The organism is Enterobacter cloacae complex sp. 277I4, assembly GCF_050031465.1.
Taxonomy (GTDB): domain Bacteria; phylum Pseudomonadota; class Gammaproteobacteria; order Enterobacterales; family Enterobacteriaceae; genus Enterobacter; species Enterobacter cloacae.
On the sequence record NZ_JBLGWC010000003.1, the window covers coordinates 53,665 to 66,013 of the forward strand.

General features: G+C 53.2%; 14 protein-coding genes and 2 pseudogenes. 5 read left to right on the top strand and 11 right to left on the bottom strand.

Annotated elements, in window-relative coordinates; genetic code table 11:
• Positions 1-19: 19 nt before the first annotated feature.
• On the bottom strand, positions 20-1,381 hold the full coding sequence (locus ACQG19_RS26780; RefSeq protein ID WP_000170695.1) for a DUF3560 domain-containing protein: 1,362 nt from the start codon (positions 1,379-1,381) through the stop codon (positions 20-22).
• A 51-nt stretch (positions 1,382-1,432) separates the two neighbouring features.
• Positions 1,433-1,663: a hypothetical protein gene (locus ACQG19_RS26785; RefSeq protein WP_000218642.1), complete on the bottom strand. Its 231-nt coding sequence runs from the start codon at positions 1,661-1,663 to the stop codon at positions 1,433-1,435.
• 516 nt (positions 1,664-2,179) lie between these two features.
• Here ACQG19_RS26785 and ACQG19_RS26790 point away from each other — a divergent pair.
• Positions 2,180-2,334 (top strand): annotated as a pseudogene (locus ACQG19_RS26790) (hypothetical protein); the annotation flags it as partial.
• 728 nt (positions 2,335-3,062) lie between these two features.
• A complete protein-coding gene (ltrA, locus tag ACQG19_RS26795) occupies positions 3,063-4,730 on the top strand; it encodes a group II intron reverse transcriptase/maturase (protein ID WP_012372796.1) in 1,668 nt (555 codons plus the stop codon).
• Positions 4,731-5,043: 313 nt separating this feature from the next.
• On the opposite strand, the gene ACQG19_RS26800 is transcribed toward ltrA, so the two are convergent.
• The 8 genes and pseudogenes from ACQG19_RS26800 to ACQG19_RS26835 all read right to left on the bottom strand — a co-directional run bounded on the left by ACQG19_RS26800 (position 5,044) and on the right by ACQG19_RS26835 (position 9,038).
• Complete coding sequence (locus ACQG19_RS26800) at positions 5,044-5,235, bottom strand: hypothetical protein (RefSeq protein WP_039021874.1); 192 nt, start codon at positions 5,233-5,235, stop codon at positions 5,044-5,046.
• Positions 5,232-5,654: a DUF1380 family protein gene (locus ACQG19_RS26805; protein ID WP_000271684.1), complete on the bottom strand. Its 423-nt coding sequence runs from the start codon at positions 5,652-5,654 to the stop codon at positions 5,232-5,234. The genes ACQG19_RS26800 and ACQG19_RS26805 overlap by 4 nt, the downstream gene beginning before the upstream one ends.
• A 46-nt stretch (positions 5,655-5,700) precedes the next feature.
• The gene (locus tag ACQG19_RS26810; RefSeq protein ID WP_001470882.1) at positions 5,701-6,126 is read right to left on the bottom strand and encodes an antirestriction protein; all 426 of its coding nucleotides are present in this window, start codon (positions 6,124-6,126) and stop codon (positions 5,701-5,703) included.
• 359 nt (positions 6,127-6,485) lie between these two features.
• Positions 6,486-7,256: a hypothetical protein gene (locus tag ACQG19_RS26815; protein WP_001006207.1), complete on the bottom strand. Its 771-nt coding sequence runs from the start codon at positions 7,254-7,256 to the stop codon at positions 6,486-6,488.
• A 44-nt stretch (positions 7,257-7,300) separates the two neighbouring features.
• Positions 7,301-7,854 (bottom strand): annotated as a pseudogene (locus ACQG19_RS26820) (DUF1380 family protein).
• Entirely contained in the window at positions 7,748-7,969 is a 222-nt protein-coding gene (locus ACQG19_RS26825) for a hypothetical protein (protein WP_001104902.1), read from the bottom strand. The pseudogene ACQG19_RS26820 and the gene ACQG19_RS26825 overlap by 107 nt, the downstream one beginning before the upstream one ends.
• Positions 7,970-8,653, bottom strand: coding sequence for a DNA methylase (locus ACQG19_RS26830; protein WP_000085889.1), 684 nt, complete (start codon positions 8,651-8,653; stop codon positions 7,970-7,972). It lies immediately after the preceding gene.
• Positions 8,654-8,729: 76 nt separating this feature from the next.
• Entirely contained in the window at positions 8,730-9,038 is a 309-nt protein-coding gene (locus ACQG19_RS26835; protein WP_039021875.1) for a hypothetical protein, read from the bottom strand.
• Positions 9,039-9,169: 131 nt separating this feature from the next.
• On the opposite strand from ACQG19_RS26835, the gene parM reads away from it, so the two are divergent.
• The 3 genes from parM (at position 9,170) to ACQG19_RS26850 (ending at position 11,056) form a co-directional block, all read left to right on the top strand.
• Complete coding sequence (parM, locus tag ACQG19_RS26840; protein ID WP_000959875.1) at positions 9,170-10,132, top strand: plasmid segregation protein ParM; 963 nt, start codon at positions 9,170-9,172, stop codon at positions 10,130-10,132.
• 2 nt (positions 10,133-10,134) lie between these two features.
• On the top strand, positions 10,135-10,485 hold the full coding sequence (locus tag ACQG19_RS26845; protein WP_001430247.1) for a plasmid partitioning/stability family protein: 351 nt from the start codon (positions 10,135-10,137) through the stop codon (positions 10,483-10,485).
• Between the two features lie 160 nt (positions 10,486-10,645).
• The gene (locus ACQG19_RS26850) at positions 10,646-11,056 is read left to right on the top strand and encodes a hypothetical protein (protein WP_001430251.1); all 411 of its coding nucleotides are present in this window, start codon (positions 10,646-10,648) and stop codon (positions 11,054-11,056) included.
• A 224-nt stretch (positions 11,057-11,280) separates the two neighbouring features.
• On the opposite strand, the gene ACQG19_RS26855 is transcribed toward ACQG19_RS26850, so the two are convergent.
• A complete protein-coding gene (locus tag ACQG19_RS26855) occupies positions 11,281-12,282 on the bottom strand; it encodes a DUF4238 domain-containing protein (protein ID WP_000138753.1) in 1,002 nt (333 codons plus the stop codon).
• Positions 12,283-12,349: the final 67 nt, after the last annotated feature.

Genomic DNA, 12,349 nt, shown 5'->3' on the forward strand with positions numbered 1-12,349 from the left:
TTTCCCGGGGGGATATACCTTATTTCTGTGGGATTTCCGTGATTTTCATGTCGGTGATATACACATTCACCAGACGGAAATTATTGTCCATTGTGCGGCGGTAGCGGTATGCCCCGTGGTCTTCTGCTTCTTCCACACTGCGCACGGCCTTACAGTCCCGGGGCAGGGCGGCCCACTGCGCCTTTGTCATTTCCCGGAAACCTTCCCCCGGATAGTTGACTACCGGCGGACGCTTCGCGGCCTGACTGGCGACGGCAGCCTCTTCTGCCGATGGTGCTTTGTAGTCCGTGATGCGATCGGGCGTCACTTTCATCGTGCCGCTGTACCCGAGAAAACTGTAATTTGGCGTTGTGACTGAACTCACCGCCCCGTTGCTTTTGTTCACGCGGATGATAGTCAGCCACTCGCCCCGGCTGAAAACCTGTCCGCCCGGCTCAAAATCCTGTGTCCGGGTAACCACGCCGCCGCTTTCGTCCAGCATGGCACGCTCATAGATCAGGCGGTTCTGATAGTGGTTAACCCAGCGTTGCTGATGCTGAATCTGCCGTTCATGACAGCGGATCGCAATTTCGCGGGCCTGCTCCGTGGTGATGATGTCATCATCCAGGGCCGACCATAACGACCGGCTCCCTTCATACTGGCTTTTTTCTGCCGGGCGCGGATACGTATCCAGCGGGAAACAGGCGCTGATATGGTCATGACTGCTGATGAGTTTTGCCATATTCAGATCCAGCGATTCAGCCCGCCACATCGTCAGATATTTCTGCGACTGTGCGATGGTCTTTTCAGCCTTGCGCAAATCAGCTTCGATTTTTTTGATACGACGCCAGCGAACGTCCGGGCGTTCTTTATACTTCGCGTGAAGCAGTGCCGACCGCGCCCGTTCTTCCCAGTATTCCGCACGTTCAAAGAGCATCACGGCACGTTTCATGCCGTTTTCAATACGCTGCGCATCACGACGGGCGCGGCGTTCGCTGTGATGCCCCACAAGAATGGGCTGACCGGGCGGGATCATCGCGGCCAGTCTTTCCACTTCATCAAGTGCCTGTGCGGATTCACTGGCCCGCTTTCCGCTGTATCCGGTAAACCGCTCCGCCCGTGCTTCCTGACGTTCAGCGAGCGTGCTGTCTTCATCCTCAATCTCTCCGGCAAGTGAGAGGAGCACGTCTTCCCGGCCCGGTGTCCAGGCTGGCGCGACAAACAGCGCCTGTCTGGGTGCCCAGCGGAAACCGGCATCATGCACTTTTTTATACGTCTCCGGGTCAAGACGTGACGCGGCATACAGGCGCAGTTTGTTGTCATCCGGTGAGTAGGTCGCGCGGTACATCTGCACAGGGCTGGCGGCTTCCGGGGCGGTCATGGTGATTGCAGCTAATGTCATAAAATGTTCTCCTTCCGTCTGTTGCCGCCCCTCGCGGGGCGGCTCACCTCATCAGTTAAAAGCGCGTTTCAGTTCGAGTGTGCGGAGCACCTGCCCGAAAGCCGTATTTTTCATGGCGGGGATGTGTACACCACGTCCCCGGTGAAAACTCCGGGCAATGTGTCGCCCGAAGGCTTTCAGCACGGGGTCAATTTCCGGCGCGGGGATGTCTTCGCGTCTGAAACGGGGATGACGGCGGGGCTTTACAGCCGCTGCGGAAGGTGAAACAATACTTACCGTCATAAATGAAACTCCTTATGACTGTTGAATGGAACCGCAGAAACTGCTCGAACAGTTTTTGCGGTGTGGATTAAGCAGGTCCTCCCCGGCCTGCTTTTTTCATATCTGCGTCTGACGTTCTCCGGTGTTTTCCTCCTTCTGTTCCTGCGTTCTCATTACCTGCCAGCCGGATGACTGACAGAACAAATAAATGCGTATTGCCGGAGCCTGAAATAAATCCTGATTTTTAAAGAACATCACCCGTTGAGTTTCGGGAGCCGCGGTTTTGACGTTTCGCGGGAACCTGCTGCTGTATTCCCTGTGGTATGAACTTCACCCGTTTGAGAACCTTCGCCGCAAGGGGCATCACTGCCACGGCCTGACGCACCTGTCCTGGGCAGAACGCAAAATTTTTTACCGGTTTTTGGGTAAAAAATTTTGTGGGCTGTTCATTTACCCTGGACAGTCAGTGCGGCAGGTTGTGGCTGTCTATGCCCCCGGCGACAGGGACTCATACGGGTGTGTGGCACCCGGCAGGCAATGAGCAGGGGCCCGCCGCAACGACGGAGAGCGCGTGCGCGAAACGGCGTTGCCCCTTACATCCCGGCGGCCTTTTGCCGGGATGCCGGGAGCGCAGGCCACGGCGCGACAGAGGCGGCGCGACCGGAACGGTCGCTGCAAGCCAGGGGTTTTCACGCATCGGACCGTAGCGGCAGCCCGAAACCGCGCCAGCGGGTTCGGCGGAGACTGGCAGGTGCGCCAGCAGCTGCCTGTCGGAGTCGGGCCTGACGACCGGATGCCGCCAGGCAGCCGGGAGCCGAAGGTGCGCGTGCGACAGGAAGTCGCTTAACGTATTGTTTTACATTGATAAAACCAGCTATCCCATTAGCTGTAGCCTACCGGGACAGGCGCTGCCGGCAACGGCGGGGTCTGAAGCTCCCGGGACAACGAGAGCCGGGCGTCAGCCCGGGTAAAGCCCCGTGAGGGGCTTTACCTTGCTGCAAGCATCATGTGGCAGGAGAGCAAGGCTGGTCAGAAGGGTTAACACATGTGAACTGTTGATAAACACCGTTATCGGCAACAGGCCAAAGATGCTGACAGGCCTGAACCAAAAGGTACGGGGTCCGGTTGCTACCTCGCGCACAGGGAGCACATGGGCGCAGAGACCCCCGGTGAAGAGACAGAACCCGCCCTGACCCTCTGTATGTTAAGCGGAACCTGGTAAACCCGTATCGCTGCCTTACAGGCAGGTGAACCGTAAGGAACACTGTAGGCGGTGCGGGCAGAGGAGGACGGAAAAAGCAAATGCCCGGTTGTAATGACCGGGATACGGGGCAGGTTCCCCGACGCGAAAGCGGGCAGACTTCCGTCTGGTCTTTAATTGCATGAAAAGCTGTAAAGCAGTCAAAAGGATATCAGCGAGATGAATACACACATCAGTGTGTCCACGATACCCCACCCGACAGGCTGGCACACCATAGACTGGAAAGCATGCCATGCCCGGGTGCGAAAGCTACAGTTACGGATTGCAAAGGCAACCCGACAGCAACAATGGCGGCAGGTCAGAGAACTACAGCGCATCCTCACCCGCTCATTCTCCGGCAAAGCCGTGGCTGTCAGGCGTGTAACTGAAAATACCGGTAAAAGGACACCCGGTATTGACGGAAAAATATGGCACACACCGAAGGAGAAATGGGAAGGAATATGCAGCCTGAATCTGTGTGGTTACAGGCCACAGCCACTACGGCGAATACATATCCCAAAATCAAACGGCAAAACGCGACCGCTGGGCATACCCACAATGAGGGACCGGGCCATGCAGGCACTGTGGCTGCTGGCTCTGGAACCCGTATCCGAGACCACTGCTGACCATAACAGCTATGGTTTCAGACCAATGCGCAGCACGCATGACGCCATTGAGTCCATTTTTCTGCGGATGAGCCAGAAAGTATCGCCCAAATGGATACTGGAGGGCGATATTAAAGGGTGTTTCGATAACATCAGCCATGACTGGCTGCTTTCCCATATTCCGATGGACAGGAGACTGCTTAAAAAATGGTTGAAAGCAGGTTACATGGAAAGAGGCGTGTTTAACCATACGAACAGCGGGACACCGCAGGGAGGCATCATATCCCCTGTTCTCGCCAACATGGCTCTGGACGGACTGGAGAAGGAACTGATGCAAACGTTCAGGAAAAGTGGTTATCACAGTGCAAAGCACCAGGTGAATTATGTGAGATATGCTGATGATTTCATCTGTTCAGGCAGCTCCCGTGAATTGCTGGAAAATGAGGTCAGACCACTGATTGCAGCTTTCATGCGCGAACGAGGGCTGGAACTGTCGGAAGAAAAAACCGCGATTACACATATAGATAAAGGCTTCGACTTTTTAGGGCAGAACGTCAGGAAGTACAACGGTAAAATGCTGATTAAACCGTCGAAGAAAAACCTGAAGAACTTCCTCTGTAAAGTCAGAGAAATAATTAAACGCAATCCGACGCTCCCGGCATGGAAACTGATAGGCCAGCTAAACCCGGTAATCCGGGGATGGGCTACCTATCACCGACACGTCGTGGCGAAAGAAACATTTAATTATGTCGACACCCAAATCTGGCGAGCTATATGGCGATGGTGTGTAAGAAGGCACCCCCGAAAAGGATTGCGGTGGATCGCCGGACGATACTTCTCCTTTGAAGGCAGGCGCTGGATCTTTAAAGCCATAACCCCGGAAGGGAAAATTCTGACTCTCTTCCGGGCAATGGAAACACCGATAAAGCGCCATATAAAAATCAAAGGCGAAGCAACACCATACACCCCCGGAATGGAAATCTACTTTGAACGTCGTCTGGATCTAATCTGGAAAGGCAAATCAAAGAAGATGAAGACAGTAGTTCAACTCTGGAAGAGGCAGGGGAAACACTGTCCGCAGTGCGGACAACCCATAACCAACCAGACCGGATGGAATATACATCACCGGATCAGGAAAGTTATGGGCGGCAGTGACGAACTGACCAATCTCGAGTTGTTACATCCGAACTGCCACCGACAGTTACACAGCAGGGAAGCCGGTGCTCACCGAAAGCACTTATAAAGGCTTGAGCGGAGTGCGGGGAAACTCGCACGCTCCGTTCTTAGGGGGCGGCGGCGCAGCAATGTGCCGCTGCTACCCGACCCGGCAGACAGAACAACACTGCAGTAGTCAGAATCAGAGCAGCAGATAAAGGAACAACAACATCAGGAACAGTTCCATAACATAAGAAAGAAACACTCCTGAGTCAGACACATCACAGACGGGAAGGGTAACGGGCGACGCGCCAGCGTGGCCCGCTTCCCTTCCGGCAGGCGTCAGCCTGCCAGGGGTTTTCGCGCGGACTGACAGGCGGCCTCCACCGCCTGCCCCTGTATCACCTGTTTCTGCTACCCTGTAAGATGTAGTGACCGCCCAGGAAAACCGCCTGCTGATTCACCACAAAATCGCAGATTTCATCAACAATCTGCGCGGTGGTGAGCGGTTTCTGCCCCATTTCACGACGCCGCGCATTAATCACGGCCCTGTAATTACGCAGAATTCCGCGGGTTTCTGTGCTGATATTCATGACATCGTCTCCCCGTCCAGCGCCTGTAACACAACGTCCATTGCTTCGCGTTCCTCCCTGACGAATGCGTCACCGTCGCCCCCGTTCTCACTCCCGACGGCATACAGGCGCTTCATTTCACTGCCTGCCAGCGCCATCACTTTTTCCAGCATCACCGCCGGGACTGTCACCTGACGGCTGGCGCGCTTTTCTTCCATCAGTTCACGAACAACGCCGTGAACAACGCTGACATCCGCACCATGCTCAAAGGCATCGTCCAGTCGCTGCATGACGGTTTCCAGCTCATCGTCTGACAGGTTCCAGTCCTGGGCTATGTGACGCACATCCCCTCGGGTCAGCACCACGGCAAAAACGCATTCACTGTCCGGCACGTCTGTATCCAGTACATCGCGGATGATTTCTTTAACAGTACAGTACATGTTCTCGTCTCCTTTACAGGGGCGGCATTGCCGCCCCGTCCGTTAATCAGTCCAGTGCTGCGTAAATCGCGTTGCATTCAGGGTGAAATTCGATGTGACGCCACAACTGCGCATCGCGCATCCGGTAAAGCTGGGTCAGTCCTGCATCCCCGCTGTCGTGGTACAGCCACAACTGGCGGTTAATCACAAGGGAGGTAAGGATGATGCCTGCGGCATCAGCACTCACGGTACGGTCAAACCAGTTTGCACCGTTCACCATGTGGAAACGGTCGCCATCCGGCATCATGTAACCGCCACCGTCCGGCAGGCGGATGAAGTGCCAGAAGCCTCCCTGATACTCCGGCATCATTTTTTTCGCCAGCGCGTACACATACGCCTCGGCATACAGAAAATCGTTGCCAAACAGGTAAGGCAGAAAGGAGAGACGGTCGCACTCTTCAACATTCAGAGTGACAGGTTTCGCATATTGCATGATGTTTTCCTCCGTTATTCACATATTCCGCGACACCGGGCGGTGCCGTGCCTCCATAAAAGCCGGGCGATAAGGCGGGGATGCACAGGGCGCAAGGGAAGCCGCAGCCTGACGCACACGGCTGGCGGGAGTTGGAGGGTGAGACCGCGAAATCTGAGCGGGTGAACGACCGGAAAATCACGGCAGACGGGAAGGAGGGACCGGGTGACCGCAGCGGCGAAGCGTACCCTTGCATCCCTGCCAGCCCGACTAAGATGGAGGCACGGCACAGCCCGCACACGACACAGCGGCCACATAACTGAAAACCCACAAGGCCATGCCCCGCATGGCCGGGTAAAGCGGAGCCGGCGGCGACTTCCTTAGTCCCTGATTTTTGCCAGGGCATCCGCCATGCTGCGGATTTCTACCCGGGCTTCCCGGACCACCTCCCGCAGAACACCACGGTCAAACCAGCGGCGGGGCGGTTCATCCGGTATACGCAGCACATCGCAGGCCAGCCCACTGGACAGGATATGCTCAATACAATCGCTGACCAGGTACATTTCCACCGACGAAAAACGTGCTCCCCGGTTCACGATGGCATCGAGCACCACGGGCAGGTTTTCGTCATCTTCATCGAGCCAGCAGGGGTGATCGCTTTCCTTCACAACCAGACGAAAGCGGCGCGTCTGGCGGGTCAGCAACGTCTGACCGGTGGTGGTCAGCGCCGCCCGGATACGCCGCGCATCGTCTGCCACCTGGTAACAGATGCTTCGTATTGCATCGCGCACCGCCGCAAGTACAGCCCTGATTTCGTCTTCTGCCAGCCACTCACCGGCATACGGGAAAGACACCTGCGTTCCGTCTGCCGGAAGTACCGGCAGCGACTGCCACTGACTGCCGGACAGAACAAGTTCCGCCCCGGTTCCGGTCAGTTTCTGAATGGCAGAGGCCAGGTGCGGCGGCAGTACGCCGCCGTGACGGTTGATAAGTAACGTCGCCAGCCGGGGCGCATCCAGCCGCACGTAAATGCTGATCCAGCCCGGATGGTTCGGATTTCGCTGGTCAACATCCGTCTCTTCCGGCCAGCCCTGCGCCAGCAGCAGGTTACGGGCGTGGCGACAAATCAGTGCATTCAGCGTTTCGTTCATGATTCATGGTCTCCCTGAATCGCCGCCCGCAGGCGGCGATAACATCAGTCGTTTTCGCGTGTGTTGTTTTTCAGCAGGGCGCGGGCCTGATTAACCACCGCCTGTCGGCGGGTGACGCATTCCGGGACGACGAGGCCGTTATCACGGGCGGCCCACTCACGTTTCCACAGTGCCTGTTCAGCGGTCTGAATCAGGGACGCCAGCAGTTCAGCAGGGACGGTCACCTGGCGGTTTTCGCTCACGTTGCTGATAATCTCCATCACCGCGGCGGAAGAAATACCGGATTCAGTCCTCTGGTCTTCCGGGATGTCCTCCATGCGCGCCAGGACGGCCCTGATTTCATGATCGGTCAGAGAAATTTCCATACCGTCAGCCAGTGCCTGAATCTCTTCCGGAGACCAGATAACCAGCATCAGCGGCGTGTCTCCCGGATACTTTGCTTCCAGCTCCCGGCAGAGCGTTTCGCATGTTCCGTACATTTCGTCTCCCCCTTAATCTTTGAAGCACGCATCCAGTTCAAGAATTTCGGTATATGCCTCCATGAACAGGCGATTGGCGCGATACAGCGTCTGGCGTGCCAGGCGTTCGACGAGCACATCGGAATCAAAGCGACAGCGATGCTCCATATCGTTCAGCCTGGCCCGAAGGTCACACATGGCATTGGCCACCTCCGCCACTTCAGCACGAAGGTTTTCGTGTCCGGCATAGTTCATTTACGCAGCCTCCGGTTCAAACCAGTTATCATTCGCGGCCCCCTGCTGCATGGCCCGTTGCACGGTGGCCAGTCGTTGCTGTCCGGCACGGTGATACTGTTCAAGCAGCTCGATACCGATATACCGGCGTCCGGACTGAAGGGCAGCCACACAGGTTGAGCCGCTGCCAGCAAACGGGTCTAGCACAATTGCGTTCGGGTGTGTGAAGCTCTCAATCAGCGGTTGCAGGCTGGTAACAGGCTTTTCCGTCGGGTGATGGCGGTTGCCCGAATATTTCCAGCCCAGCACGTCGGGTAATGGCTTCGGAGGCAGCGCCGGACGGCCTTTTGCCAGGATATAGGCGCATTCGTGACGGTACGCGACATACGCAGATTTGGATGTGTAGCTTTTGGTGAACACAAGGTGCCCTACAACGCTGAATCCGGCGCGTTTCCAGGCTGCCATAAAGCGGTCAATACGGTTCCAGCCATAGAAACTCACCATCAGCGCATCTTTTTTTAGTACGCGGTACATCTCATTACTGGCAGGTTGCAGCCAGTCATCGTTAACGTCACCGGCAATGGTGCGCCCGGAACGGTCACGAAAACCAACGAGATATGGTGGGTCGGTTAAGATGAAATCAATGGCGTTATCAGGAATCGTGGCCATAACACGCACGCAGTCACCCAGGATAAAACGGGACATAACAGCACTCCTCCTCTTACAGAGGGCACCGGGAGGGCGCCCCTGTGGCGCCCGTTCTCCGCTGCCTGTGGGCTGTTCACCGCGTCCGGTAACGGGTCAGGCCGACCGTGGAATACCGCAGCCGTCGTCTTTCTGACGGCGAGGATATGCCGCGAAAGCGGCTTGAAGGGCATTCATCAGAAAAGGGCGACAGGCTGGCGTACACTGTCACCGACGCCAGCCAGGAGCGGTAAAAGCGCCCGTCCCGTGCCCGGCCGGACGCGGGACACTGACCACAGGCAGCGTTCCTGCCGCGCCGCGTCAGCCGGCGCAGTAAAAAGAGAAGCACAGCGACATCTTTTGTTACCCGCCAAATAAAACCCAAAAACAACCCAAAACACACCATAATAAACCCAAAAACAATACAAACAATCATTGACTGATAGTCAAAATGGGGTAAACTTGACAAACGACCCCATTTAAAACCCAAAACAACCCCAAAAGCACACCACAAAAACACCATAAGGAGTTTTATAAATGTTGGTATTCATTGATGACGGTTCAACAAACATCAAACTACAGTGGCAGGAAAACGACGGAACAATTAAACAGCACATTAGCCCGAACAGCTTCAAACGCGAGTGGGCAGTCTCTTTTGGTGATAAAAAGGTCTTTAACTACACACTGAACGGCGAACAGTATTCATTTGATCCAATCAGCCCGGATGCTGTAGTCACAACCAATATCGCATGGCAATACAGCGACGTTAATGTCGTTGCAGTGCATCACGCCTTACTGACCAGTGGTCTGCCGGTAAGCGAAGTGGATATTGTTTGCACACTTCCTCTGACAGAGTATTACGACAGAAATAACCAACCCAATACGGAAAATATTGAGCGTAAGAAAGCAAACTTCCGGAAAAAAATTACATTAAATGGCGGGGATACATTCACAATAAAAGATGTAAAAGTCATGCCTGAATCTATACCGGCAGGTTATGAAGTTCTACAAGAACTGGATGAGTTAGATTCTTTATTAATTATAGATCTCGGGGGCACCACATTAGATATTTCTCAGGTAATGGGGAAATTATCGGGGATCAGTAAAATATACGGAGACTCATCTCTTGGTGTCTCTCTGGTTACATCTGCAGTAAAAGATGCCCTTTCTCTTGCGAGAACAAAAGGAAGTAGCTATCTTGCTGACGATATAATCATTCACAGAAAAGATAATAACTATCTGAAGCAACGAATTAATGATGAGAACAAAATATCAATAGTCACCGAAGCAATGAATGAAGCACTTCGTAAACTTGAGCAACGTGTATTAAATACGCTCAATGAATTTTCTGGTTATACTCATGTTATGGTTATAGGCGGTGGCGCAGAATTAATATGCGATGCAGTAAAAAAACACACACAGATTCGTGATGAACGTTTTTTTAAAACCAATAACTCTCAATATGATTTAGTTAACGGTATGTATCTCATAGGTAATTAATGATGGACAAGCGCAGAACCATTGCCTTTAAGCTAAATCCAGATGTAAATCAAACAGATAAAATTGTTTGTGAGACACTGGACAGTATCCCGCAAGGGGAACGCAGCCGCCTTAACCGGGCTGCACTGACGGCAGGTCTGGCCTTATACAGACAAGATCCCAGGGCCCCTTTCCTTTTATGTGAACTGCTGACGAAAGAAACCACATTTTCAGATATCGTAAATATATTGAGATCGCTATTTCCAAAAGAGATGGCCGATTTTAATTCTTCAATAGTCACTCAATCCTCTTCACAACAAGAGCAAAAAAGTGATGAAGAGACCAAAAAAAATGCGATGAAGCTAATAAATTAATTCAATTATTATTGAGTTCCCTTTATCCACTATCAGGCTGGATAAAGGGAACTTAATCAAGTTATTTTATTGGCAATTATTACATAAAATAAATACAGCGTCGTTATTATGAAATTATTTCACGGCACTTATACCAATAATCAAACTTGGTGAGTTCGCAATGTCTGGCAATAACGTTTTTGATGGGTTGTTTGCCAGCCCAGAGCGCGATATTGCCGCCAGTCACGGAAACACCGTATTCATATACCATGTTGATGATGATAAAATAGCTAAATCCAGCGATCTTGATGCTCGTTTTCAAGAGGTTTATGCCTTCTTACATAACGAACTGGATACTGCTGACGTAGAGGAAATAGCTGATCGCGTCATGTGGGATAACAATTCAGATATCGAAGATTTCGCAGATATTCTCTCGCCACGCCTCGGCAGCGATATTAATGGAGCATACTCATGGGAATTGCAACGCCTGCGTGGTCGTGTAGCCGCTTATCTTGGATTTGATGCCATAGAAATGAACGATGAATACGGCACAAGTTACCTCATTGTGAATCCACAAATTAAAGATGAATAAAATGAATTCCCGCATTAGAGGGACCAGATATTCTCCAGTACCTCCTGTCCTGCAAGGCTATACGGTCTGTCAGCAATGAAAATTGCTGTACGCGGTTGAAGAATTTACCCGCAGCCGGGCCGTGAGGGCCGCTTACGAACGTGTATGACAGAGTTACATTTATACAATGTCCTGCAGGGAACGGACATCGGCATTTTGCGGCACTGCGCTGACCGGAAGTTGCCCTAAAATGTAAACCGCGGCCCGGTCCGGTAACGGTCATCTGCAGCCAGCATTCTTTCAGCCAGAGAAAAATCGTTTTCACCGCAGAACACGTACTGTTCAGCATACTCCACCTGCAGCGCGTTATAATGCATCACATTTTCTGCAGAAAGTGGCATAAGAAGATAGTCCGTATGCCTGTTGACATGCTCGAGCATTTCAAACGGGCGCATGTGACGCGGGATTAGATCCGGCGCTCTGGCAATAAGATGAAGGAGATGCTGCTTTTCACGAACTTTCTGTTCACGGATGGAAGGGCAATACATGGCCAGCATCAGCGTCGATGACAGGGGCAGATAGATTTGTATGCCGGGCACGGCTAGGCCGATATTACCGTACACACCGAAGTCATTGCGGTTCTCCAGTACCACCGGATTGTCTGACACATAGAACGGATGTTCTGGCCTGGTTTCCAGGAGGTACCAGTCCTTACTTAGCAGGTGTTTAATATGCGACACCTGCTGGACAAGCTGCCGCAGAAAAATGTCTCTGGTATCGCCCCCGGGCGATAAACCCAGAGTTTCTCCTGCCTGCTCCTCAGTCACGCCCATTGCCGCCAGCTTATCAGTCAGCACCGAAATCATGCCTGAGATACGTTCCAGCTCACCGAAGGTACGTGCGCGCTGCACGGCAACAAACACGGCCAGCTTGTAGCGGTCATCTTCAGTCAGCCGGCGAATGTCCTTATGCTCCAGTAGGCCGGCAATGACCGGTGCCGCGTCATGTTCGTAAATCCCCAACAACGGTTCAAGACTGAATCGTTGAGGGTGATTATCGAAGTTGTAGAACGTATTCCGGACGGTGGCGTCATCCGGCGTGGTGGCATAAGCACGCCCGGCAGCCTTATCAAAGGCGTGTAAACGCTGGCGTTTTCCCTTTACCGGCTTGCTGAAGTGCTTCAGTAAAAAACGGGGGACTGTGTGCTGCCTGACAACGTCGGTCCGCAGGTTTAATGGTTCGGTCATGGAAATTATCATCCTTGATGGACTGGTACTGTAGATTCACCGTGGACCAGCGAATCTATTATGTGGT